The organism is Spirochaetota bacterium, assembly GCA_035477215.1.
Lineage (GTDB): Bacteria > Spirochaetota > UBA4802 > UBA4802 > UBA5368 > MVZN01.
This window is the reverse complement of record DATIKU010000030.1, coordinates 98,028-121,552: the sequence shown is the minus strand read 5'-3', so window position 1 is coordinate 121,552 and position 23,525 is coordinate 98,028. Positions and strand designations below refer to the sequence as shown.

Sequence of the window (23,525 nt, the reverse complement as noted above, 5' to 3'; positions counted from 1 at the left end):
ACCTCATACAATATAATAGACTTCCGGCCTGGTGCCGAGTTCCGGCTTTCGCCGGATGGCGAAACGCCCCGCGCACAGTTTGCTCACATTACTTTTTGCGTCTGACAGGTTTCCGAACGCGAGTGCCTTCTCTTTGCACGCCTCGACGCATACCGGAAGCCGTCCGTGATCGACCCGTTCCGCGCAGAAATCGCACTTCTCGACGACGCCCTTCGTTCGTGTCGGGTAGTCCTGATTTATCGCCTTTTCATCCAGCGCTTTGCGCGGATCCATCCAGTTGAAGCTGCGCGAACCGTACGGGCACGCCGCCATGCAGTACCGGCAGCCAATACAGCGGTGCATATCCATCATCACGATCCCGTCCGGACGCCTCCAGGTGGCCTTTGTGGGGCATACGCGCACGCAGGGCGGATTGTCGCAATGGTTGCAAAGCACGATGAAATCGGTTTTGGCCAGGTCGGCGCGCAGACGGCCGCCGCGCAATTCGGGAAAGGCGTTTACGAAGGGCTCCTTCCAAATCCACTTTATCTCGTGACGCCTGCTTTTTATGGAAGGAACGTTGTGCGCGCGATGGCAGGCGGTCATGCAGTCGGTGCAGGCGTCCCTTCCGGCGCATTTCGTCATGTCGACGACCATGGCCCATCGTACCGCCGCGGACGATTCGGCCGCCGAAGCCGCCAGGACGTCGTCGCCGAAAACGACTTCCATGAGAGCGCCCGCTCCCGCCACGGAAAGCCCCAGCAGTCCCGCTTTTTTCAGGAATCCCCTTCGGCTGAGTTCGTTGTTGTTATCGCGTTTCATGCTTCCGCTCCCCGGGATAGTTATGGCAGTCCCAGCACGAGGGCGATACGCCCAGATAGTTGTGGCAGGTATCGCAGAAATCCGCCTTGTTGGCGTGGCATTTCATACAGGAGCCCGTCAGGCTTTTCTGGTATTTCACACCGGCAACCGTAATGGGAACGCGTTTCCCGTCGCGTATCACCTCGTCGCGCCATTCATTAAGCATGGTCATGTGATATTCGCGCATATAAGCCCTCGTATTCACGCACTCCTTACCCGCGTTGACGAGCTTCGGCTCGGGAGCGACGTTTGCCCTGCCGGTCGCACGCGCATACCAGACCGGAAACGTGGCGAGGGCGATGAAGAGCGCAAGCCCTCCGAATATCTTTATCCTGTCATGCATTGGACTTCTCCTTCGCTGCAAGCTCCTCTCCGCGGAGGTTTACGGTGCGCTCCTTCTCGCCCTTCATCATAAGGGCGTTACCGAGCAGTTCGTGCACTCCGCACACCTCGACGCCGCCGACCCAGTAGTCCATGAGGGCGGGAAGCGTGGCCTTGTCGATCGCGCAGATGCACGAGAGCATATTCACGCCGTGCCTGTCGTGCACGTGCTTAACGGCATTTGCCCTGGGAAGACCGCCGCGCATTCGCATCTCGAGGTTCTCGTCGGTGCCCAGCCCCGAGCCGCTGCCGCAGCAGAATGTCTGCTCGCGGATGGTGTTTTCGGGCATCTCGAAGAAATTGTTGCACGAGGATTTGATGACAATCCTGGGCTCCTCGAGCATTCCCATCGCGCGCGCGGGATTGCACGAGTCGTGGAAGGTGACGCGATAGGCGTCGTTGCGCGAGGGGTCGAGGTTCAGTTTTTTATGATGGATGAGGTCCGATGTAAACTCGCAGATGTGCACCATCTTTGTCGCTCGCGCGTGATCGAAGCGCGTCCCGGTGATTGAGGAAACCGGGTCGCCTTTCGTTTCGGCCGGTCCGTTCATGGTGTCCATATACTGGTGCATCACGCGCCACATGTGGCCGCACTCGCCGCCGATGATGTACTTCACGCCGAGACGTTTGGCCTCGGCATATATCTTGGCGTTGAGGCGTTTGACCATCTCGTGTGAAAAAAAGAGGCCGAAATTGCCGCCCTCGGACGCGTATGCGCTGAAGGTGTAATCGAGCCCTATCTCGTGGAAGAGCGTCAGGTAGCCGTAGAAGGTGAAGATGTGCGGGTCGGCGAAGATATCGGCCGAAGGGATTATGAAGAGAACCTCGGCGCCCCTGCGGTTGATGGTGGGATTCACCCTTATGCCGGTGATGCTCTCGATCTCGTCGACGGCGAACTCAATGTTGTCCTTGAACGTGTGCGGCTGGATGCCGAGATGATTGCCGGTACGGAAACAGTTGGAAGCCGGTTCGATGATCCAGTTGATGTTGAGGCCGACCATGTTGAGGAGCTCCCGGCCAATCATGGTAATCTCGGCCGTGTCGATGCCGTACGGGCAGAAGACCGAGCACCGCCGGCACTCGGTGCACTGATAAAAATAATAGAACCATTCCTTGAGAACCGCCTCGTCGATATCGCGCGCGCCGACGAGCCGCCCAAGTATCTTACCCGCCGCGGTAAAGCGCTTTCTGTATACGGAACGCATCAGCTCGGCCCGCAGCACCGGCATGTTCTTGGGGTCCCCAGATCCTATGAAATAGTGGCACTTGTCCGAGCATGCGCCGCAGCGTACGCAGATGTCCATAAAGAGCTTGAACGAGCGGAAACGCGAAAGGCGGTCCTCAAAGCCCTTGATAATTGTCTCCTCCCATCTCTCCGGCAGCTTCCAGTCGTCGTCGTAGGGCTGCCACTCGCGGGGATTCGGCTGCTCCAGGTACTCGACGTGCTTCCGCACACCGGAGAAGCAGTACGTCCCCTTGCTGAATTCCGGCTTGGTGTCCATCCAGCCCTTTCCGGAGGGCCGGAGGTCGAAATTCATCACTTCATCGTGGCGTAACTTGAGTGCCATGTCAGTCCCTCTCCAGTTGGTATCCGGCGGCCTTCAGCCTGTCACTGAATTCATCCTCCCACTCCTCGTAGGTATGGACCTTTACCGGCGCGTTCCACGGGTTTATGTGCCGCTTCACGCGGTTGGTGTTGGCCAGATTACGGGTAGGCGAAAGGAACACGCCGGCCATGTGGCTGAGCTTTGTTACGGGGAAGAGCGCGAAAAACACGCAGACCAGGAAGAGGTGAATGTAGAATGCCGCGCCGAGCCCATCGGGTATCGCGGGCGAGAACACGAGAAGGCTCATGATGAGCTTCTTCGCCGCGACGACGTCGGTCTTGACGAAGTAGCGCATAATGACCCCCGACAGTACGATGCCGAAAAGCATGATCAGCGGGAGATAATCGGTAAGAAGCGAAATATACCGCAGATGGGGCACGATGATACGCCTGACAAGCAGGCAGGAGAGCGCGAGCAGAATCAGCGCGTTGGTGATGTAGAGGGCCGGCACGCCGATCTCGAATATCCCGTCAAGCGAATGCGCGAGCGTGACGAGAAACGGGACCGGTTCGGTGAAAAACCTCAGATGACGGATGAAGGTGACGAGAAACGACCAGTGGAACAGCATGGCGAAAATCCAAAGCCATTTACTCGACCCGTACACGAGTTTCGGGCCTCCATGGACATCCGCCTTGCTGTTGCGAAAAAGGGACCTGAAAAACAGCACCTCGAGAAACATGCGGCCCAGTACGCTGATGAGCCCTGATGGGCTTTCCAGCGGCTCCGACCTGATCCAGGGAAGGGATTTTGCCTGTCCGCAGGTGGTCGTGATGCGAAACGGAACCGGGGAGCGCGCCCAGTCGATCACGCGGTAGACCATCCCCACGAGAAACAGTGTCGAGGCCGCATAGGGCACCCAGATACCGAATACGGCCGGCATGTTTCCGGATAACGCGTAAGCGACAAGCGCCAGCGCGCCAACGAGAAGAAGGGAGAGTGTTAAACCCATATGACCGCTCCGTAGGTCAGATATCGCCCGCGGTCTTGGACGGGCCGGGTCGTTCCATAATTTTCCGATTGTGGCGCTTAAATTCATTCATCGCGATATCGTGCAGATTTTCTCGGCAGGCGGCGTAACGGTCGAACGCCGCAAGCGCCATTCTGTCGATACGGTTGAATACGGTGAATTCCCCGGCGTACGCGTCCCTAAACGCCGCGTTGTAACCCGGGGTCTCAATAATCGCGTTCTTGAGCATAAAGACGAAGCCCACCGCCTGCGATGCCGTGTATTCCTGGACCGCACGGATCTTAATAAAACGCTCAAGCGTATCCGAATAACCGTTTTCATCGATTCCTTCTATCAGGCATTCGAGCAGGTGAGACGTAACATCATTGATGGAGGCGCCTACGGGGTTGGCGAAGCGATCGCGTTCGCCCTCCATGAACGAGGCGCCCTGGCTGGAATAGGAAGACAGTACAGACCTTCTCCAGCGTCTGAGTATTTCATCGCGGTTGGCTTTTATAAAGTTTTGTATCATTATAGTATTGTTCAGCGAATCGCATCTATCCGTTTTTCTTCCCGCAAGGTCGGGGAAAAAATCCCTGCTTCAGGCCAGACATATAACCCTGTCGCAATGGCAGGGCTGATTATTGTTCCGGTCGATACTCAAAAACTACCCGGCAGCGCCCGCCAATCCGCCGCCGGCGACGAACGCTTTGGCAAAGCCGGCCGCGTGTAAAATGGACCACGCCTGATACGAACGGGCGCCGCGACCGCACATGATGACGTATGCCACGGACCTGTCGAGTTCCGCGATTCTTTCGCGTAATTCGTTTAAGGGTATGTGGACGACAGTCCTGTGGTCGTACAGGGGGGGCTTATTCCCCGAAAAATGCTCATCCTCTCGAATGTCAAGCCAGCTAAACTTTCCGCCGATAAGCTCTTCGTATCGATCGGAGGCCACACATGGCGGAAGCATTTCAAGGCCCGACGCACGCGCTTCGGCGAGCGACGCCAGGTGGTGAAGGGGGTCAAGAGCTTCGGAGTAGGGCGGCGCATATCCGTGCTCGAAATCGATGAGATCACCGACCGACGCCGCACGTTGCAGCATGGAAGAGAAGACGTCAATTCTTCTGCATATATCGCCGGTACCGACCGCCTGCAGTCCGAGCAGCCTGCCGTTGGCCTTATCATACACCATTTTAAGCATCATTTCTTTCGCGTCGGGATAGTAATCGGGTTTATCGGCGAATCCTCCCCATATGCAGTCGCAAGCAATTCCCTCGGCCCTCGCCTGTGTTTCGCTCAGGCCGACACATCCCATGTTCAATCCGCATACCTTTACCAGCGCCGCCCCAAGCGCGCCGGGAAACGCGGCTGGTTTTCCGGCTATATTTTCCGCTATTACTCTACCGTGTCTGTTCGCAAGCGACCCCAGAGGGAAATACGCGCGTCCGCCTGTCAATAGATGCCGCACCTCAACGCAGTCGCCTCCGGCGTAAATCGACGGGTCCGAAGTCCGCATGTGCTCGTTGACGATGATTCCGCCCTTTTCACCCACAGCCAGTCCGCATTCTCGCGCCAGGGCGCTTTCGGGTGTCACGCCGAGGCATATGATGACATAATCAGTCGTAATAGAGACGTCCGACAGGGCGACCACGGGTTTTTCGCCGGAAAGCGTTATACCGGTCACCTCGCATTTCGTACGTACCGCAATACCAGCGGCCTCGAGCGCACGCTTCGAGTGCGCGGCCATCTCCCCGTCAAATCCTCCCGGCAGAAGATGTGGCTCGCGCTCGACAAGCGTCGTATCGAATCCCCATACCGTTGCCGCTTCCGCCAGCTCGCAGCCTATATACCCACCGCCGATAATGACCAGACTGCCGATTTTACCGCGCTCGGCGAGTTTTCGAAACGATATCGCATCATCCGGGCGGGTAAAATAGCGTATAAACGGACTCATGGGAACATGGAAGGGCGGCGTTTTAGGCCTCGCTCCCGTGGCGATTACAAGCCGGGAATATCCGTGGGAGCGTACGGTTCCGGTTTTGGCTTCTTTGACTGCCACAAGTTTTTTATCGCGATCGATTGAAATGACCTCGGCGCCGGTCACGACATCGAACCCCTTGGTCTTTTTGAAAAACATTGGATTGCGCTCGACGCCGTAAGATGTTCTGGTGAGCTGGGCGAAAGAAGAAACATCTCCCGACGCGAAATAAGGCAGCCCGCACGAAGCGTATGAAAGATAGTCTTCTCTCTGAAAAAGAACGATGTTAAGAGCGGGAGACCTTCGTGCAAGCACCGCGCCAGTTTTAGGCCCTGCCGCCACACCACCTATTATCACGACGTCTGATGAAGTGCGTTCAATCATATAAACCTCGTACGTTCCGTTGGTTGGATACTTGCCGAATTGTGAAAACGGTGCCATCCAACAGACGTAAGGCTATACAGGCTGACATCCAGTGGAAACGCAATGAATATTATTCATATAATGAACTTAGTTCATTATATGTATTCCTGTCAATAAAATTTTATTTTACGCCCGCATTAATAAAGATTTTTACTAAAACTGCACGTCTATCATTAAAAAAAAAGAGGGTGCCCTTTGGTGCCCCCTTTTTTGAATCGCTGAGGTAATCAGCGTATTATCACAATACGCAAGAGTATTCGTTTCCCTGGAGCCGGTGAATGTGAACCAGGAACCAGATGATGTAATCGAGAAGCGTCAATTCCTCATCTCGCGCGCTCGTTGCTTTAACAGATTGTTGAGGGACTCTTCGTCTTTGGGGAAAGTCCATATCATGACGAGCAGCAGCACCCCGCACACCAGCCAGAAGAGGTTCGCGATATTGAACGCCCACAACCTGCCGAAAGCGACGATGAGCAGGCTGATAATTACGGGACCGAAACCCTTCCCGAGGTCATCGGCCAGGTTGAAAAGAGAAAAGATGGACCCCCTGGTCTCGGGCGAATTGACGTTGAGTATAATCGCCTTAACATTTGGCCCGGTAATGGTGATGGTGAAGCCCGTTATGAATCCGATGGCCAGCGGCAGTATCATACTGGGATTCTCAACACCGATCTGCGAAGGGTAGTTAAGCAGAAGGGCCATGGGTATGATGCCGAGCAGGGTCGTTGAGCCGCACAACAGCGGCAGAAGGCGGGGATTGATATTGTACAGCTTGTTGCCCCACAAACCGCCCACAAAAGCCCCGATTATCGCGGCGCCGCCGACCGTCATCACGATTAGCGTTGCGACCTCCACCGAGAAGCCTTTGTCCTGCGAATAAAAGTCGTTGAGAAATATAAAGAACACGCCCCAGGGGACTGTGCCGGGAATACCCTGTAAAAAGACCAGAATGTTTGTCTTGATCTTGAAAATATCTTTGTAAAGTCTCCAGTTAATGCGTCCTGCATACACCTTGCCGCTCTCGATAAGTTCGCGAAGGCTTTCCTCCGCGTTTCCACGAACAGGCTCTTTGACCGTCAGCCAGAACAGAAAGATTAAAAGAAAATTGGGAAGGGCTACGATGATGAAGGGCAGCCTCCAGCCGTATTCCGTGCCTATGAAACCAGCCAGAAGTTGTCCCGCGGCGATCCCCATTCCCTGGGCAAGTCCGAGCCAGGCGGCCGCCGAGGCCCTGTTCCGTGCCGAGAAGTAATCGCCGATCATTGAATAGGTGAGGGGGAGCGCGCCGCCAATACCGATTCCGGTTGCGGCCCTCAGCCAGAAGAGTTGGTCATAGGTTTGCGCAAAGCCTGTAAGCAGGCAGGGGACCTCCCCGAGGAGGATGACCAATATAAAGAGGTTCCGCCGTGAGATCAGGTCGGTGAGATAGCCGATCCCGAGCGTAACAAGCCCGCCGAGCACCCAGAAAACGAAGGAGATGTTGCCGCCGAGCTTGGTATCGCGCTGTAAATCGGTGAAGCCGAACTCGCGGGCGATCTGCGTCAGGTTGGGCGCCATCAGGTTCTGGTCTGCGAATAAAAAGAAATTCATTAGAGCAAGCAGTATGACAGCGTACATCTCTTTGGCGCCGAAAACGGACTTGTTTTCCATCAATGTGCCTCCCGGATTGGATGGTAATTTGTAAAAGTCCTTGCTGAAAAAGGCAAGCAAAATAGTATTGAGGACACGCATGGGCGGGGATCGATGAAAAACATTATAAAACTCGAATCCACAGATTATTCTCCGGAAAAAATCGCATCTTTGAAAAAAAGCAGTGAAATCTGCGTTGTATTTTCAACGTTTGGCGAACGCGAAGCCGAGCTAATCCACCACAAGATCACACTTCTCCGAAAAGAGGCAGGTGACCTGATCGACAGGATCATACTGTCGCATCGCAGAAAGAATGACGCTGATGATAAAACCGAACGCCGTGCAAAGGAGGCCTGGTCGGGAGTGGAAATCGTACCATGCAATTCACTGTCGGTGCCGGATATGGGTCTTGAGCGCGGGAAAGGGGCGGACATGCGGCGCACGCTTTACGCCATCGGTACCGGTCCGGATCGAATAACAAATCCCCGGGACACCGTCATTGTATTTCTCGATGCCGATGTGCTCACCCGGAATTTCAACGCCCATTTCGTATACGGGCTTGCAGGCGCGGTTCTTGAAGGATGTGATTTCGCGAAGGCGAGCTTCTGGCGGGGCCAGGGGCGTGTGAAGAAATTCGTCGCCCAGCCGCTTTTTTCTTCGATAGACCATCCGGCCTTGCGCGATCTGCGTTCCCTGGCGTATCCGCTGTCCGGTGAAGTGGCCGGTACCTTCGATTTTTTCCGTTCCGTTTCATTCTGGCAGATGTATGGCGTGGAGACCGGCATCAATATCGACGCATGTTTCGGGGACTACCGTGTCGCCGACGTCAACCTGGGACTCTACGATCACGATCATCACGGGGATGAAATTATCCAGAAAATGGCCTTTGGAATTATACGCACCTATCTATTACAGCTCATCGATTACGGCATAATCGAGCTTAAGGACGGTGCGGAGATTAACGATCGCCTGGAGGCATCATACATCGACGAACGGGGCGGCAGAAAAGTCATCGATCATGACCTAAGAGAGATAAAATACAGGCCGCTCAGGGAAATTTTGCCTGATTAACAGGCATCAATAAAAACGGGGATGCACTCAACGCGCATCCCCGATATGTGACTGTCGCTACGTCGGCGGGCTCAGCCGGTCTTGTCCATTTTCTTAAGTTCCAGCGCTCGAAGCTCTTTACGGAGGATTTTGCCTACACCGCTCTTCGGAAGGTTCTCGATGAACTCCACCTTGGTCGGCACCTTGTACTTGGCGAGCTTCTGCTTGCAGTATTCCATAACTTCCTCGGCCGTCAGTGATTCGCCGGGTTTCAGCACGACGAATGCCTTTACAGTCTCGCCCCGATACGTATCCGGAATGCCTATTGCGCATGCTTCCATGATTTTCGGGTGCTCGAAGAGGACCTCGTCGATATCGCGCGGATAGATGTTGTAGCCACCGGCGATGATCATATCCTTCTTCCTGTCCACTATGTAGAAATAGCCGTCCTCGTCCATCTGGCCGATATCGCCGGTGAAAAGCCAGCCGTCGCGAATGGTTTTGGCGCTCTCTTCGGGCATATTGTAATAGCCGCTGGTTACCTGTGGACCACGAATGAGGATCTCCCCGGGTTCGCCGGCGGGCATCTCTTTCGTGCCCTCGTCGAGATCGACGATCTTGAGCTCGGTGTCCGAAACGGGCAGTCCGATCGATCCGGCCTTTGTTTTCCCGCCCCAGGGATTGATCGTCGCGACCGGGCTCGTTTCACTCAGGCCGTATCCTTCGCAGATCTGCGCGCCGGTCTTGGCCTCGAACTCCTTTATCACTTCGACGGGAAGTGGGGCCGCCCCGGAAAAACAGCCCTGTATTGAAGAGATATCGTATTTTGCGATATCTGGATGGTTGAGTAATCCAACGTAGATCGTCGGTACCGCAGGGTAGAAGTTGATCTTGTATTTCTGGATCGCCTGCAGAATGGCGAGCGGCTCCGGACGCGGAATGAGAATATCGGTGCCGGCCATCCAGATGGTAAAGTTCATCACGGTCGTCAGGCCGAACGAATGAAAGAAAGGAAGTATTCCGGCCATAACGAGTTCGCCCTTGCCGAAATCGGGGAACCATGCGCGAATCTGCTGCACGTTGCACGAGAGGTTGCTGTGCGTAAGCATAACGCCCTTGCTCACACCCGTGGTGCCGCCGGTATACTGCAGATTGGCGAGACTGTTGAAATCTACGCTGATTTTCGGATCGTTGGCGGGATATTTTTTTAAAACATCGAGCCACTCGTAGACGTCGGCAGTCGCAGGGATGTCCCTGTGCTTGTCTTTCGCCACGATGGGAAGCAGTTGTTTTTTGGGGAATCCCAGATGGTCGCGGATATGCGCTACGATGATTTTTTTCACTTTCGTTTTTGGGCGAAGCGCTATCATCCGCGGGGCGAGAAGGTCGAGGGTGACCAGCACGGTGGATTCCGAATTATTGAGTTGATATTCCAGTTCGTGGTCGGTGTACAGCGGATTGTTCATAACCACGACCGCTCCTGCACGCCACGCGCCGTACGACGCGGCGACGATCTGCGGCATGTTCGGTAAAAGCATCGCTACCTTGTCTCCCGGCTTTACGCCCATGGCAATCAGGGCGGTCGCGAAACTGTTCACCATGTCGTTCAGCTTTTTGTATGAGATTTTGGCATCGAGAAAAACAAGCGCCGTTCTATCCGGAAATTCCGCCGCCGTTTTTCTGAGCACGTCTGAAACGGTAATCTTTTCGTAGTCGAGGTTTTTTGGTATGCCCCCTGCGTACGATTTGAACCAGGTCTTTTCCATTATGCCGGCCTCCTGAAATATTGGTGTATTTCTTTTCCATTGATCCGCACGTACTCGCGAACCGGGGATATCCTGCATCATCAAATGCATAAAGTCAAGAATATATAGTATCACAACATTATTAGGATATTAGTTTGGTATAGTTAAATATCATTATAAAAATTATTGAGTCAATGTCATACCTTATCTTCTTGACAGCGAGGATATCGGCGCTTTTGATGATGAGCCGGGCGGCGGGATCCATCGTCCGCCGTATGCCCCTGACGGAGAACCGCAAATGAGCGCTTTAATGCAAAAAGCCGGAAACCGAATTCACTCACGCGACATCATCATGTCGACCTGGGCTGCCGGTGACAATCAAATTATTATCGAAGGGGAGCTGATGGAAAAGCGCCTGAACGACTACTACCTGCTCTCGGGAGAGAAAAGACCCGCCGGTGTGCTTCACAACATGATCCTCCGTCTCCTGCTCGAGGGGCCCGAACTTGTCATCAGGGAATTGGAGGTGGAAATGCCCGGCATCCCCCGCGAGGAATGCGGCGAACTCCTCAGAAGTCTCGATCCGGTAATAGGGCTCTCCATAAGCTCCGGATTCACCCAGAGGGTCAAGTCGCTTGTCGGCGGCGTAAATGGCTGCCATCATCTCCTCACCCTGCTTCTCGCGATGGCCCCGGCGGCGGTGCAGGGCTACTGGACCCATCGGGCCTCCAGACCCATTCCCACCGACAGGGAAGCCAGGGCGAAACACGCGAAGTATCTGCCAATCAACAGCTGCCGTGTCTGGCGCGAAGACGGGCCCCTCGTCCGGAAAATACGCGAGGAGCTCCACACGCGCTGAGCATACCATGCGCGTCGCGATCGTTATACCGCCGGTAAGGGATCTGTATTTCACGCCGCAGCGAGCGTCCTTTCTCGGCCCGCATACGCTATCGTCCATTCTTGGGAAACACGGCGTTGAGCATGCAATCTTTAACGCCGTACGCGGAAGGGGGCGCCCCGTTCCGCTTCCGGACGAACTTGGCTATCTCGCGCCGTATCTCTGCAGGCGTTATTTCTTCACGGAGTACAGGCGCTACGGAATAGAAGACGATCGCATGGCACGTATCGTGGCGGACTATCGTCCCGATATAATCCTTCTATCGTGCTTCGCCTTCGCCTATGCCACCGACGCGTTATCGCTTTCACGAGCATTAAAGAAGGCGCTGCCACACGCTACGCTGATCGTTGGAGGGGCCGGAGTCAGCGCATACCCCGATTATTTTTTGCGGAATGCGCCCGTAGATTACGCCGTGCGGGGAGAGGTCGGTGATTCGCTTGTCGCCATCGTGCGCGATCCGGGCGCTTTCACCGTCGATGAAGGCCTTGTGGACGCCCCCGGAATGAAAGTTTCAGGCAGATCGTTCGAACCGGTGATTCCGGTGATTGTGCCGATACGCGAAAGCCGTGACACGATCTATTACTCGACGATGCTCTCGAGGGGATGTCCGAACAACTGCTCATTCTGCTCGGTGAAACTGACGTTCCCCTCGTACCAAAGGGCGTCGCTGGACGATGTCGACGATCTCTTCACGACGGTAGCCTGTTCTAATAAGACGGCGCACGTCAATTTCGAGGATGACAACCTTGGCATGGATTTCGACTATCTTTCGCGCATCCTCGACCGCCTCGGGTCCCGGACGGGCGGAAACTTCAGTTTTTCAATGGAAAACGGCACTGACTTCCATGCGCTGGACGAGCGCAAGCTGGCTTTTCTGAAGCGGCGAAATATAAGGCGGCTCAATGTCTCATTCGTTTCTTCAAACGAAAGGGTACTGGCCGAAAACGGCCGACGGTATTCCCCGCGTGATTTTACCGGGTTTGTCCGATCGGCTTTGTCCTGTTCCATACCGGTAACCGCCTATCTTATCGCCGGACTGCCCGGAGAGGATTATCGGTCCATTAACGAAGGAATTGATTTCCTCGCCGGTCTTCCTGTACTGATCGGGATTTCGCCGTTTTATCCCGTTCCCGGAATTTCCGGCTTCGAGGAAAAAAATCGCTTCGATAAAATTTCACCGAACCTATGCAAGGGAACATCGTTCTATCCATGGAACATGTGTTCAACCGATGAGTTGATTCATCTATTTATCCGCGCTCGGGAGAGTAATTTGATAAAGGGAACCTCCATAAATTAGTTTTTAAAGTTCACCTGCGGGTACAACTGCTGGTGATATAAGGAATTACGATTATTTGAATAATGGATGTCCTGATTTTTCGAGGCGGCGTAAAATCAATAAAATCTGTCGTAATGAGTATTAACCATGATGAATTATAAAATGTTGCCGATGAAACCGTGAAAAAATTGACAAATGAAATGAATACTTGTACGATTACACTTCTCGTGGAATCTCGCAAGGGGAATGTACTGATTAAAGAAGGAGGACGTGACACATCATGTCTGATCAAAAGCTATTTGGAATGTCCGCCGAAAAAGGCCGGTGGATCTATATTATCCTATGTTTAATTATGTACCTCTGTCTGGGAAGCGTCTACTCATACAGTATCTTTTTGCCGGAAATAAAAAGCCAGTTCGGAATTTCGGCCTCCATGGGCAATCTTCCGTTCATGCTTTTTCTTTTCTTCTTTTCCATCCTCATGTTTTTTGGCGGAAAGATGATGGGAAAATTCGGCCCCCGAAAGCTCGCCCTCATCGGTGGCCTCATCGTCGGTCTCGGATGGGCCCTTTCGTACGCGGCTACCGAGTCGAAAAGTATCACACTGCTGTGCCTGACCTACGGTGTTGTCGCCGGCGGCGGCGTCGGTCTCGCGTATGGTGCTCCCATCGCAATCGCCGGTCGCTGGTTCCCCGACAGGAAGGGGCTCGCGGTCGGCCTCATGCTCGCAGGATTCGGCGGCTCGGCGCTGATTACCGGAAAACTCGCGGGCATTCTCATTCCATCCGCCGGACTCTCCATGGCTTTCCTCTATTTTGGAATCGCCTTCGCGATCATTCTTTTTCTGCTGGCCTTACCGCTGCGCCTTCCCGAAAACAACTGGAAACCGGCGGGCTGGAATCCTCCCGCGGGATCCGCCGCGGCCGTCGAACTCGAAACAGGCCAGATGATAAAGTCTTCCACCTTCTGGGGCCTCTTCCTCTGCTATGTCATTGGGTGTCTATCCGGCCTCATGGCGATCGGCATATCCAAGCCGGTAGGCAATGAGGTAATCAAGATCGCCGGCGAAGTGGCGACAACACTCGTCGGGATATTCGCGATATTCAATGCGCTTGGCCGTCCACTTTTCGGCGCACTGACAGACAAGATAACGCCCAGATGGGCCGCGATACTGAACCTCTCGATGATGCTGGTCGTATCGCTTATGATGCTGGCGGCGGGTGAAGGATCAGTGATTATCTACGTCGTGGCTTTCTGCGGATTCTGGCTCACTCTCGGCGGATGGCTCGCCATCGCCCCGACGGCGACCGCGACGTTCTTTGGCATCAAACACTACGCTCAGAATTACGGAGTGGTTTTCCTCGCTTATGGTCTCGGCGCCATCCTTGGCGGCATCATCTCCGGACAGGCGAAAGACGTGTTAGGCTCTTACCAGTACGCCTTCTATCCGACGGCCGGACTGGCCATAGTCGGACTGGCAATCGCCCTCCTGTTCATCAAGCCCGTGAAGAAGTAATTTCCCCGTCTTTTGAACAGACGGTGTTTCAGAGAAAAGCGGTCCGGTCAACGGACCGCTTTTAGTGGTCTCGCTGACATTTCAGCAGGCCGTTAAGACGCCTCAGTGGTGGATGCTGCGGATGATGCTTTTCCTGAAGCGATGTTGTAAAATTTCGGGTTTTGCCGGTTGTTATCGACCGGGGCGTTTATCCCATCGTACCGGAATAGTTTATAAAATTTCACACCGCCTCGGTTCTTTTTTTTTCGGAAAACGGAATATCCCATCCTCCGATTAAATGAGCGAAATACGGAACAAGGCGTATTTATTCATACTCCAAGAAAGTCCAAACGTCGATATGCGTTTATATTATTGAAAAGCGTTTGACTTTCAGCCGTGCTTTATAAGACAATCTTGCTTGGCGGTTATGAAAGGCGCTCAAGCAGCTCCGGCAGACCGCACAACGTGATATTTTACACAATCCAGGAGACACACTATGGCCGACAAAAAACTCATTTTCATAATCGATGACGATCCCGATATCCTCGATTCCATTTCCGCCATCCTTTCAGCCGAGGGTTTCGCGGTCGAAACGGCAATGAGTGGTGAGGAAGGCATTGAGAAACTATCGAGGATCAATCCCGCACTGATTTTATGCGACATGATGATGGAACGTATCGATGCCGGCACCAAAGTGGCCGAGGAGATCAAACGTCGGGATAAAGGCGCCCCCATATACCTTATCAGCAGTATCGGTTCCGCAACCGCCACAAATATCGAAATCGGCAAACTCGGCTTCGACGGCGTTTTTCAAAAACCGGTAGCCCCCGCTTATCTCATCTCAACCATCAAGAAAGCTTTGAAAATCTGACTACCATCTTCCGCCGGAGAGTTACCATTCCCCGGCGGGGATTTTGTTCAACCATTGTTACGTACAATTAATAAAACGGTTCCTGATTCAACCATAACAAATCACATCCTCTATCCCTGGTTCATCAATGACAGAACTTTAAAATCCCGCATTATAAATTGTAACTGTTTATTTTAGACCTGTTGGCTCTGCTCCTAAACGACGAACTCCGGAGGGTTTCTCCGGAGTTCCAATTGAGTGCTTCCCGTAGCGGAGGAGGGACTCGAACCCCCGACACGCGGATTATGATTCCGCTGCTCTAACCAGCTGGGCTACTCCGCCATTCTTAGCGCGGGCAGGATTTGAACCTGCGACCTTTGGGTTATGAGCCCAACGAGCTACCAGCTGCTCCACCGCGCGATCATGAAACACACGGTAGTGAAGTACTCATATACTGTCAACAATATTTTAATTTAAACGATATCTGATAAAATGAGGTTGACGAAATAAAATTATTGACTAAGATACATTACGGTTCGAAACACACCGCGCCCGGTATATGCCCGCGGAAAAGAAAGACCGAAAATATCATGATCAGTTTTTTAAATATTTTCCGTAAGAAAAAAGTCGGCCTGGTCCTTGGAAGCGGTGGCTCGAAAGGCATTGCGCATATTGCGGTAATCGAATACCTTGAGGCGCTTGAGATACCGATTTCCATGATATCAGGATCGAGCATCGGGGCCCTGGTAGCCGCCGTTTACGCTTCGGGTTCGCTCAAATCACTGAAAAACGACATTTTGAAAATGGACAGGAAACAGGTTCGATCATACTTTGATCCCGTGTTTCCATCAGCGGGCCTGATTGAGGGTAAAAAGCTGAAGGCGTTTCTGGCGAAATATATTTCGCCAGAAGCTAAAATTGAGGACCTTCCGATCCCCATCGCAGTTGTGGCCACCGATCTCTTCAGCGGTGAGGCGGTCGTTTTGCGAAGCGGCAGCGTGATCGATGCTGTGCGGGCGAGCGTGTCGATCCCCGGTGTTTTTGTTCCGGTAAAATACGGTGATTCGATTCTTGTTGACGGAGGTGTCGCCAATCCATTGCCGATCAACATAGTACAGGCGATGGGTGCGGATCTGTCAATCGCGGTAAATCTTCATCCAAAGATCCACAGCGAAAGATTGAAAAAGATAATTAAAAAGGGAAGCACATTCGAACTCGATCCGAACAGCTTAAGCGATACCGTCGTACCCGGTAACGAAGAAAAGAACATAGGGTTGTCTTTACTGAAGTCGGCGGAAAAGTGGCTGTGGCGCGGTCGTAATGAGAAGCTTGATGCGCTCCCCAATATACTTGAGGTAATCATGCAGTCGATCGATATCATGGGATATGTCAATACGATGATGATGTTGAAATACGCGCGTCCTACAGTGTTGATTGAGCCGGACCTGGTGAATCTTTCAACGCTGGATTTTTCGCAGGCATCGAGGGCACTTACAGAAGGGCATGCCGCAACATGGAAAATGAAACGCGCGATTCTGCGCAGGATCAAACGAAGGATATAAGATAATGAGCGGTATACATTCAAACAAAGACCGCCTCCTGGCGGAGTTGCGGGAACAGATCGGCGACTGCCGGAGGTGCAAGCTGTGCGGTACGAGAACCAATATCGTTTTTGGAGAGGGCAGCCCTGAGGCAAAAGTGATGTTCATCGGCGAGGGGCCCGGCAGGGATGAGGATATTCAGGCCAGGCCGTTTGTCGGAAAGGCCGGTCAACTGTTGACGGCGATAATAGAAAAGGGCATGAATCTCAACAGGCCTGATACGTATATAGCAAATATCGTCAAGTGCAGGCCGACCATCGATTTGAAATTCGAGAGGGATCGTCCACCGGAACAGGATGAGCGGGACGCCTGCGGACCATTCCTCTTGAAGCAGATGGAAATCATCAAGCCCGACGTGATCGTGACGCTGGGGAACCCCTCAACGCAATTTTTACTGGGCATTCGACAGGGAATAACGACTATACGCGGGAAATGGTTTAATCACAAGGGCATTGCGGTCATGCCCACCTATCATCCATCATACATACTGCGTAACGGCGGCGACAGCAGTTCGCTGAAAAAAGATGTATGGGAAGATATGAAAAAAGTCATCGCCAAACTGCAGGGTGGTGTGACTGAACCCGAGTCTGACACTAAGGTGCAGAAGAAGTCCGGATTTGAGAGTCTGCGGGATGTGCAAGAACCCGATAAGGATGTCCAGGGGCGGCTTTTCTGAGGCACAAATAAGGCTTGAAAAAAACAACGTGCGAAAGTAGATGAACACTTTCGCCGTCGTAAGAAGATGCTTTTTATCCGTATCCGTATCCGTTTCTGAATAAATCGGCGTTGGGGGTTGCAGCCAGGCCGTGCGGTCCGGTAAATGCGTACCGGCGCACGGCGTTGTTCAAAAGTGGATGCGGGTTGCCGTTGTAATGATTCAACAATTCCACAGTTTAATTGGAGGTCGTATGGCGTCTCCGGTGATGATAAAACGGGTCGAAAACAAAAAAATGATGAAAGAGTTCATCATGTTGCCATGGACATGCAAGATATACGAAAATGATCCATGCTGGATACCGCCGCTTATCGGCGAGCAAAAAAAATTTTTTGATCCTAGGAAAGGGTATTTTTTTGAAATCGGCGAAGTCGAGTTTTTTCTGGCCTACCGTGACGGGAAAACAGTGGGAAGGATAACCGCCCATATCAATCATCTGTACGAGGAAAAATACGATAACGATACCGGCTTCTTTGGATTTTATGAATCAATTAACGACATCGAGGTAGCGCGGGCCCTGTATGGCGCGGCCGAAGCGTGGTTGAAGGCCAAGGGCAAAACCGTAATGAACGGTCCGCAGAGCTTCTCTGTCTACGATTCCGTGGGCTTCGAAGTTCACGGGGTGGACGTCATTCCGGTGGTCGGACTTTTGCACTTCGCTCCGTATTATCGCGACCTTATCGAAGCGTGCGGATTCGAAAAGTGTATAGACTGGTCCTGCTTCCTTGTTAAGAAAATCGACGACTACAAACCGTACCTGAAGGCAGTGCGCGAAGAGTACATGAAGGGCCAGACTGTCGAGTACAAGATTTTTAATAAAAAGGAGATCAATGACAGGAAGGCGGATATCCATGAAGTATTCAATAAGGCCTGGGAAGGCAACTGGGGGCATCTGCCCCTGACGCAGAAACAGCTCGATTCAATCATTCACGAGCTGATTCAGGTTGTCGTTCCCGAGCTGGTCATATTCGCCGAAAAAGACGGAAGGACTGTGGGCTTTATAATCTCAATACCAGACATCAACCCGGCGCTCCGTTTACTGAACGGCCGGCTATATCCGTGGCGAATTATAAGGTTTCTCCTCGCGGCACGGAAGACGAAAAAGGTCCGCACCATCATAATGGGTGTTCTGCCGGAATATCGCGGCCAGAAAATTGATGATGTTTTTTATCTGCGGACTATTGAGGACGGTATACGGCTCGGTTTCGATTCTTCTGATTGCTCGCTGATTGTGGAGACAAACAAGAAAATGATCGGTGCGCTCAAGCCACTGAAAGCGGAAAACTACAAGACCTATCGAATCTACCAGAAAACCATAAAGTAGAATCGAGACGGACCGGATAAAAGCGGCGCGAGAGCGCCGCTTTTTTTATACCTTGCTGTCGAGCGATTGGGAAAAAATCCTTTCGCCGGGGACCTTTTTATATAAAAAGATATAGCGCTGTACCATCTGTGGATTGAACCGGTAAACGATCATGGCGATGATGAGGCTGGTAAGGACGTCGATAACGTAATGATAACGGAGATAGACGGTTGAAAACAGGATAATGCCGGCCCATACGGCGGCGATCCGGAAATAAGGCCTGTAATGTTTGTATGCCAGCAGGGCGGTCATGATGGAAAGCAGGGCATGGCCGCTCGGATAACAATCCCTGGTAATAAAAGAATATCCATCAAGGAAATTGCGCACGTAGTCGTAAAACAGTACGCCGCTCAGGGGGAAAGTCTGAAGGTGGTCCAGGGTGAAACGGGGGCCGATCGCCGGGAAGATGTAATAGCCCACATAGCATATATAGAACGACAGCATGAGCGTGGAAACGACAACATGAAAGTCCATCCTTCTGCGCTTGAAGAAAAGAAGCAGCATAAGAGAAAAGGGAAGGAAATAAAAACTGGCATAGGCGATCTGCAGAAATTCCGTTAAATAGGGAAGTGTTATGCTTTCGAGAAGGACGGTGGGGTCGATCCCGAGAAAGAGAAAGCGGTCTATATGGATCAGATACGCGTCGATATCATACGGATTTACCAGCGGCACGAGGTGGTGGTGTTCAAAATAGATGAACCATCCGACGATTATAATATTGAGGTCCCTGAAATCGGTGAACCACTGGTTCCGGATACGACGATTAAGGTAACGGACTGAAAGTACGAGCAGGGCCAGAAAAAGATTAAAGATAAATATACCCGCGACATCAATCAGACTGGTATAGACCAGCATAATCGTGTTCATGATGGTTATTATGCCAAGCGTCAGTATCTCCTCGAGATGGAAACGCCGATCATATTCTGCTTTAAAATTCGTGATCATCGGGCCTATTCGGAAAGACAATCGTGTTGATTGTCCTGGTTCCGGGCGGCAAGAGGCCGGCCGAAAATAGCAATCGTTAAATCAAGGTATCATATTATCCGCGTGCCTAAAAAGCAAGTAAAAATGCCCGCTTTGGGGGGGCATCCGTGTTGTGTTTTCGTTCGCATAAGGCTCATAATGCATACCGGGCAGGGCATGCATTATGCTTTCTCAAGCCTGGTATGGGGCGCTTTGCACGGGATTTCCGCCGGCAATAGCGGGATATCATAGCCCGGGCGATAGTCCGGTATGCGTAAAGAAGCGCGGGGACGCCCAGGACATAGACAAAATTACATGCCATATTGTATGACATTATAAATATATAAATATTACTTGACATAATGGCTGGTGGTAAACATTCATTGCAAACAGGTAGTCGGCTCCGAAGGGGATTCAATCCAGTGGGTATGGCGTACCGTGTAAATATTGTTAAGAGGAAAAATCTAACGAAATCGCTGGAGGTACAAGGTGAAGTTCAGTTATAACCAGGAAGCAGTTAAAAACCTTAAGATTAAAGATACCTCAATTCTTGACCGGCTGGTTGACTATCGGCATGCACGTGACTGGCGGCAGAAGAAAGACCACTCTCAGCGGGACAAGCGCATGTCCCACAGGGAAGCGATCGCCGAGTTTGTCCAGAACGGCGATATATGGTACTGCGGAGGTTTCGGTTACGTGCGCACGTCGATCCAGAGCGACTGGGAGGTTATCCGGCAGGGGAAAAAGAACCTTCAGTCAATCGGCTCCCCGAACACCAACCAGTCCTATGGAGTCACTTTTGGCAATATGCCGTTAACGCACGCCTCGTACGCAGGCGCGGAAATGCGCGGTTACGACAAGTACTTCTCGGAGAACATCAAGAAAGGGAAGGTTAAAATCCTTTCCGACTGGAGTCACGGCCTGATGGCGCTCGGCTTCAAGGCGGCCCAGCTTGGCGTAACGGGGCTCTATTCCAAATCCGGCCTCGGTTCAGATCTCGTCAAATATAATCCATATCTCAAGGTGCTGAACAACCCGATGGTTGACGGCAGCGATCCCTGCGTGTTCGTTCCCGCTATTTTCCCGGATGTTGCATGCATACATGTCCATGCGGCCGATAAATTTGGCAACGCGCGTATCGCCGGACCTGCTGTCAACGATATCGCGGCTGCAGCCGCCACGCGCAAACTGATCATTACCGCCGAGGAAATCGTTTCCAACGCCGATATACGGTGGAATAACAAGGGCGTAGTCATCCCCTTCCAGAACGTTGATGCGGTAGTAGAGCTCCCATACGGTGCGCTTCCCGGGTACATGCCCGGCGCGTACTACTGGGCGCGCCGCTGGTGGGAAAAATGCTTCTATATGATGAGTCAGGGCGACGAGGCAATGGAAGCCTTTATTAAAGAATGGATCCTCGGAACCAGGGACATCTATGAAGTCATCAAGAAGCTCGGCGGGGTTGATTTCATGATCAATAACAAGAAGCTGGCGAAGGCGGCGGAAGCGGATAACGAGGATGACGGCGTGAGTTTCAAGTACGAGCCGTGGACTACCAATAGTCCGCCAAACGTGTTTGATTGATCGTCAACCAACTATAACCACAATTGAATACAAAGAAGGAGGAGAACAAAATGGCAGAATCGAAGCCGATGAATCCTTTAGAAATGGTTGCTTATGTACTTTCGAGGCAGGTTAAGGACCAGGAAGTTGTTTATATAGGTACCGGATTGCCGATGGTTGCGGCAATCCTGGCTAAAAAAACCCACGCGCCCAATATTACCTTCGTTTATGAATCGGGCGGGCAGGACCCGATAGCCGGCGGTATGCCATGGTCGGTCGGCGGACCCGAGACGTACAGGAAATCGCCAATGATCATGGAGATGGCTTATTCGTTCGGGCAGGCGGCCGGTGGCCTGGTCGATACGGGCTTTCTGGGATTCGCACAGCTCGACATGTACGGGAACGCAAATACCACGATGATCGGGGACAATTTCCTCAATCCGAAGGTCCGGCTGACCGGTTCCGGAGGCAATAACGACGTGGGATCGCTCTGCGAGAAGATTGTATTCGTCGGGATACAGAGCCCTCAAAAGTTTGTCCAGAAATGCGATTTTATCACCACCACCGGGCACATGGTCGACGGTGTGGGCAGAAAAGACCTGGGAATACTCGGTGGCGGTCCAGTTGCGGTAGTCTCCACCGCCGGAGTGTACGACTTCGATCCGGCGACAAAAAGGATGCGGATTAAAACCCTTCATCCCGGCGTCTCCGCAGACCTCGCACAGCTCGCGACTGGTTTTGAGCTTCTGCGTCCGGCCGGTGAGATTCCGGTGACGGAAGTCCCATCGAAGGAGATTCTCGAGATCCTCAGGCACGAAGTCGATCCGCAGGGTTTCTTCATTACGATGCCCGGCGCGTGATCACACCGCCCGAAGCGGAAAGCATCTTGAAAATCCCCTTCCTTCCGCCGTCAGGCGGGCACGACCAGGGAGGGGATTTTATATTCACTCAATTAACGATGCAGCACCGGTCTGAAAGGCCATCCCGTTTGTTTAATACTTGCACAAAAAATTCCGATGATATAATAGAGTCCGAATCTTCGGGATTTTCGTTAACGGTACTGTATGAAAAAACAATATGTAATAACGGCCTGGTCGGGCGGATGCGCTGTTTCAGTCATTTCAATAATACTGGCGGCGTCGGTTTTCGCACAGGCGCCTGAAAAAGATGCCCCGGCGAATCGTGTCCGAAACGTGGTGGTGTCGAAGTATGCGGAACTTCCACGTCTTACCTACAGGATGCTCCAAAACGATCACGATTTCCTGAAAGGCGAAAAATTCCAGGGGGCGATCTATCCGGTAAAGATATTAAAGATGCCGGCAGGCCTTGGAAAAACCGCGGGTGCGGACATGCGGCTGGTCAGGGCGACTATCGCAAACAGAAAACACTCATTGTATGTCATCATCCCGAAGAACGCCGCTATCCGAGTTTCAGAACTGGCCCGGAAAAAGAAAGTCCTTTCACTTGTGTATACTCCCGTCGGGGTTTACGGAGGTCTGCCTTTAATAAAGCTTATAGAAGAGTCTGATGATGATCCGGCGGGAAGTATCTCGGCAGATTTTTTCAAGACCGGTATTGCACAGTACTTTCCCGCGCCGAAAGATGCTCGATGGACCATCGCCGTCGGCAAAGATATACGATTGCTGGAATATGAGGTCTCGGAAATCCTGAAGGGGAAGGCCAGGGGAATTCGCAGGGAAAGCATTCCAGGCAGGCCCGACTCGGAGAAGATGACGCCGTTCATCGTGGAATACTCCGCGAATTCGATAACCGTATCGGTTGAGGCGCGCGATGGAATGGAGCGGCCGGTGCTGAAGAGTGATGTGCTTATCAGGGGCCCTTTGAAAAATGGCACCCGATGGATATCCGCGGCCGACGGTGTAGAGCGGCAAAGGGAGATAATTTCCACGAACGAAACCGTGATGGCGGGCGAGGTCGAGTACAGAGACCTGCTCGTAGTAAAAGAATTATCGAAACTCTCATCCGGGGGCGATTCTACCTATATCGCGGTGACATATTATTTTTACGCACCGAAAGTCGGATTTATCGGATGTAAAATAGATTCGGCTGAATCCGCGAATTCGATACGGTCACACGCGGAAATATCCGACTGGTTCATGCGCCGTATCGATTGAAAGATTCAGTGGTTTAGAAGATTCTCGTAGCAATCGATGTTATAAAACCTGCCGATATTTCCTG

19 protein-coding genes, 2 tRNA genes and 1 pseudogene are annotated in these 23,525 nt (G+C 52.5%); 11 read left to right on the top strand and 11 right to left on the bottom strand.

Annotation, left to right across the window (positions count from 1 at the left end; all coding sequences use genetic code 11):
- Positions 1 to 3: 3 nt before the first annotated feature.
- From VLM75_06515 to VLM75_06485, 7 genes are all read right to left on the bottom strand, one after another.
- Positions 4 to 801: a 4Fe-4S dicluster domain-containing protein gene (locus tag VLM75_06515; GenBank protein HSV96571.1), complete on the bottom strand. Its 798-nt coding sequence runs from the start codon at positions 799 to 801 to the stop codon at positions 4 to 6.
- The gene (gene dsrJ / locus VLM75_06510; GenBank protein ID HSV96570.1) at positions 788 to 1,183 is read right to left on the bottom strand and encodes a sulfate reduction electron transfer complex DsrMKJOP subunit DsrJ; all 396 of its coding nucleotides are present in this window, start codon (positions 1,181 to 1,183) and stop codon (positions 788 to 790) included. The genes VLM75_06515 and dsrJ overlap by 14 nt, the downstream gene beginning before the upstream one ends.
- The gene (locus VLM75_06505) at positions 1,176 to 2,789 is read right to left on the bottom strand and encodes a (Fe-S)-binding protein (GenBank protein ID HSV96569.1); all 1,614 of its coding nucleotides are present in this window, start codon (positions 2,787 to 2,789) and stop codon (positions 1,176 to 1,178) included. The genes dsrJ and VLM75_06505 overlap by 8 nt, the downstream gene beginning before the upstream one ends.
- Position 2,790: 1 nt before the next feature.
- On the bottom strand, positions 2,791 to 3,777 hold the full coding sequence (gene dsrM, locus VLM75_06500; protein ID HSV96568.1) for a sulfate reduction electron transfer complex DsrMKJOP subunit DsrM: 987 nt from the start codon (positions 3,775 to 3,777) through the stop codon (positions 2,791 to 2,793).
- Positions 3,778 to 3,793: 16 nt separating this feature from the next.
- Positions 3,794 to 4,306 carry an RsbRD N-terminal domain-containing protein gene (locus VLM75_06495; protein HSV96567.1) on the bottom strand — a complete coding sequence of 171 codons (513 nt, stop codon included), beginning with the start codon at positions 4,304 to 4,306 and terminating at the stop codon, positions 3,794 to 3,796.
- A gap of 135 nt (positions 4,307 to 4,441) precedes the next feature.
- The gene (locus VLM75_06490) at positions 4,442 to 6,139 is read right to left on the bottom strand and encodes an FAD-dependent oxidoreductase (GenBank protein ID HSV96566.1); all 1,698 of its coding nucleotides are present in this window, start codon (positions 6,137 to 6,139) and stop codon (positions 4,442 to 4,444) included.
- 354 nt (positions 6,140 to 6,493) lie between these two features.
- Positions 6,494 to 7,828: an MFS transporter gene (locus VLM75_06485; GenBank protein ID HSV96565.1), complete on the bottom strand. Its 1,335-nt coding sequence runs from the start codon at positions 7,826 to 7,828 to the stop codon at positions 6,494 to 6,496.
- 93 nt (positions 7,829 to 7,921) lie between these two features.
- On the opposite strand from VLM75_06485, the gene VLM75_06480 reads away from it, so the two are divergent.
- Complete coding sequence (locus tag VLM75_06480; GenBank protein ID HSV96564.1) at positions 7,922 to 8,878, top strand: hypothetical protein; 957 nt, start codon at positions 7,922 to 7,924, stop codon at positions 8,876 to 8,878.
- Between the two features lie 71 nt (positions 8,879 to 8,949).
- On the opposite strand, the gene VLM75_06475 is transcribed toward VLM75_06480, so the two are convergent.
- Complete coding sequence (locus VLM75_06475) at positions 8,950 to 10,623, bottom strand: long-chain fatty acid--CoA ligase (protein ID HSV96563.1); 1,674 nt, start codon at positions 10,621 to 10,623, stop codon at positions 8,950 to 8,952.
- A 277-nt stretch (positions 10,624 to 10,900) separates the two neighbouring features.
- Here VLM75_06475 and VLM75_06470 point away from each other — a divergent pair, with 277 nt between their 5' ends.
- From VLM75_06470 to VLM75_06455, 4 genes are all read left to right on the top strand, one after another.
- The gene (locus VLM75_06470; protein ID HSV96562.1) at positions 10,901 to 11,461 is read left to right on the top strand and encodes a DUF2889 domain-containing protein; all 561 of its coding nucleotides are present in this window, start codon (positions 10,901 to 10,903) and stop codon (positions 11,459 to 11,461) included.
- 7 nt (positions 11,462 to 11,468) lie between these two features.
- Positions 11,469 to 12,797 (top strand): radical SAM protein, encoded by a 1,329-nt coding sequence (locus VLM75_06465; GenBank protein HSV96561.1) that lies wholly within the window; start codon positions 11,469 to 11,471, stop codon positions 12,795 to 12,797.
- Positions 12,798 to 13,056: 259 nt separating this feature from the next.
- Positions 13,057 to 14,292: an OFA family MFS transporter gene (locus tag VLM75_06460; GenBank protein ID HSV96560.1), complete on the top strand. Its 1,236-nt coding sequence runs from the start codon at positions 13,057 to 13,059 to the stop codon at positions 14,290 to 14,292.
- 475 nt (positions 14,293 to 14,767) lie between these two features.
- Complete coding sequence (locus VLM75_06455) at positions 14,768 to 15,142, top strand: response regulator (protein HSV96559.1); 375 nt, start codon at positions 14,768 to 14,770, stop codon at positions 15,140 to 15,142.
- Positions 15,143 to 15,389: 247 nt separating this feature from the next.
- Here VLM75_06455 and VLM75_06450 read toward each other — a convergent pair.
- Together VLM75_06450 and VLM75_06445 are read right to left on the bottom strand one after the other, a co-directional pair.
- Positions 15,390 to 15,463, bottom strand: a tRNA-Met gene (locus tag VLM75_06450).
- Between the two features lie 5 nt (positions 15,464 to 15,468).
- Positions 15,469 to 15,541 (bottom strand) — tRNA-Met (locus VLM75_06445).
- A gap of 170 nt (positions 15,542 to 15,711) precedes the next feature.
- On the opposite strand from VLM75_06445, the gene VLM75_06440 reads away from it, so the two are divergent.
- From VLM75_06440 to VLM75_06430, 3 genes and pseudogenes are all read left to right on the top strand, one after another.
- The gene (locus VLM75_06440; protein HSV96558.1) at positions 15,712 to 16,683 is read left to right on the top strand and encodes a patatin-like phospholipase family protein; all 972 of its coding nucleotides are present in this window, start codon (positions 15,712 to 15,714) and stop codon (positions 16,681 to 16,683) included.
- A gap of 4 nt (positions 16,684 to 16,687) precedes the next feature.
- A pseudogene (locus VLM75_06435) lies at positions 16,688 to 17,275 on the top strand (uracil-DNA glycosylase).
- Between the two features lie 355 nt (positions 17,276 to 17,630).
- A complete protein-coding gene (locus VLM75_06430) occupies positions 17,631 to 18,761 on the top strand; it encodes a hypothetical protein (GenBank protein HSV96557.1) in 1,131 nt (376 codons plus the stop codon).
- Positions 18,762 to 18,806: 45 nt separating this feature from the next.
- Here VLM75_06430 and VLM75_06425 read toward each other — a convergent pair whose 3' ends face one another.
- Positions 18,807 to 19,745 (bottom strand): phosphatase PAP2 family protein, encoded by a 939-nt coding sequence (locus tag VLM75_06425; protein HSV96556.1) that lies wholly within the window; start codon positions 19,743 to 19,745, stop codon positions 18,807 to 18,809.
- 507 nt (positions 19,746 to 20,252) lie between these two features.
- Here VLM75_06425 and VLM75_06420 point away from each other — a divergent pair.
- The 3 genes from VLM75_06420 (at position 20,253) to VLM75_06410 (ending at position 23,461) form a co-directional block, all read left to right on the top strand.
- Entirely contained in the window at positions 20,253 to 21,347 is a 1,095-nt protein-coding gene (locus VLM75_06420) for a CoA-transferase (protein HSV96555.1), read from the top strand.
- Positions 21,348 to 21,397: 50 nt separating this feature from the next.
- Complete coding sequence (locus tag VLM75_06415) at positions 21,398 to 22,186, top strand: CoA-transferase (GenBank protein ID HSV96554.1); 789 nt, start codon at positions 21,398 to 21,400, stop codon at positions 22,184 to 22,186.
- A gap of 204 nt (positions 22,187 to 22,390) precedes the next feature.
- Positions 22,391 to 23,461, top strand: coding sequence for a hypothetical protein (locus tag VLM75_06410; GenBank protein HSV96553.1), 1,071 nt, complete (start codon positions 22,391 to 22,393; stop codon positions 23,459 to 23,461).
- Positions 23,462 to 23,525 lie beyond the last annotated feature (64 nt).

What these genes read in the sequence shown, in the direction of transcription:
- VLM75_06515 (HSV96571.1), bottom strand. Translation starts at nt 801, where the DNA reads ATGAAACGCGATAACAACAACGAACTCAGCCGAAGGGGATTCCTGAAA.
- dsrJ (HSV96570.1), bottom strand. Translation starts at nt 1,183, where the DNA reads ATGCATGACAGGATAAAGATATTCGGAGGGCTTGCGCTCTTCATCGCC.
- VLM75_06505 (HSV96569.1), bottom strand. Translation starts at nt 2,789, where the DNA reads ATGGCACTCAAGTTACGCCACGATGAAGTGATGAATTTCGACCTCCGG.
- dsrM (HSV96568.1), bottom strand. Translation starts at nt 3,777, where the DNA reads ATGGGTTTAACACTCTCCCTTCTTCTCGTTGGCGCGCTGGCGCTTGTC.
- VLM75_06495 (HSV96567.1), bottom strand. Translation starts at nt 4,306, where the DNA reads ATGATACAAAACTTTATAAAAGCCAACCGCGATGAAATACTCAGACGC.
- VLM75_06490 (HSV96566.1), bottom strand. Translation starts at nt 6,139, where the DNA reads ATGATTGAACGCACTTCATCAGACGTCGTGATAATAGGTGGTGTGGCG.
- VLM75_06485 (HSV96565.1), bottom strand. Translation starts at nt 7,828, where the DNA reads ATGGAAAACAAGTCCGTTTTCGGCGCCAAAGAGATGTACGCTGTCATA.
- VLM75_06480 (HSV96564.1), top strand. Translation starts at nt 7,922, where the DNA reads ATGAAAAACATTATAAAACTCGAATCCACAGATTATTCTCCGGAAAAA.
- VLM75_06475 (HSV96563.1), bottom strand. Translation starts at nt 10,623, where the DNA reads ATGGAAAAGACCTGGTTCAAATCGTACGCAGGGGGCATACCAAAAAAC.
- VLM75_06470 (HSV96562.1), top strand. Translation starts at nt 10,901, where the DNA reads ATGAGCGCTTTAATGCAAAAAGCCGGAAACCGAATTCACTCACGCGAC.
- VLM75_06465 (HSV96561.1), top strand. Translation starts at nt 11,469, where the DNA reads ATGCGCGTCGCGATCGTTATACCGCCGGTAAGGGATCTGTATTTCACG.
- VLM75_06460 (HSV96560.1), top strand. Translation starts at nt 13,057, where the DNA reads ATGTCTGATCAAAAGCTATTTGGAATGTCCGCCGAAAAAGGCCGGTGG.
- VLM75_06455 (HSV96559.1), top strand. Translation starts at nt 14,768, where the DNA reads ATGGCCGACAAAAAACTCATTTTCATAATCGATGACGATCCCGATATC.
- VLM75_06440 (HSV96558.1), top strand. Translation starts at nt 15,712, where the DNA reads ATGATCAGTTTTTTAAATATTTTCCGTAAGAAAAAAGTCGGCCTGGTC.
- VLM75_06430 (HSV96557.1), top strand. Translation starts at nt 17,631, where the DNA reads ATGGCGTCTCCGGTGATGATAAAACGGGTCGAAAACAAAAAAATGATG.
- VLM75_06425 (HSV96556.1), bottom strand. Translation starts at nt 19,745, where the DNA reads ATGATCACGAATTTTAAAGCAGAATATGATCGGCGTTTCCATCTCGAG.
- VLM75_06415 (HSV96554.1), top strand. Translation starts at nt 21,398, where the DNA reads ATGGCAGAATCGAAGCCGATGAATCCTTTAGAAATGGTTGCTTATGTA.
- VLM75_06410 (HSV96553.1), top strand. Translation starts at nt 22,391, where the DNA reads ATGAAAAAACAATATGTAATAACGGCCTGGTCGGGCGGATGCGCTGTT.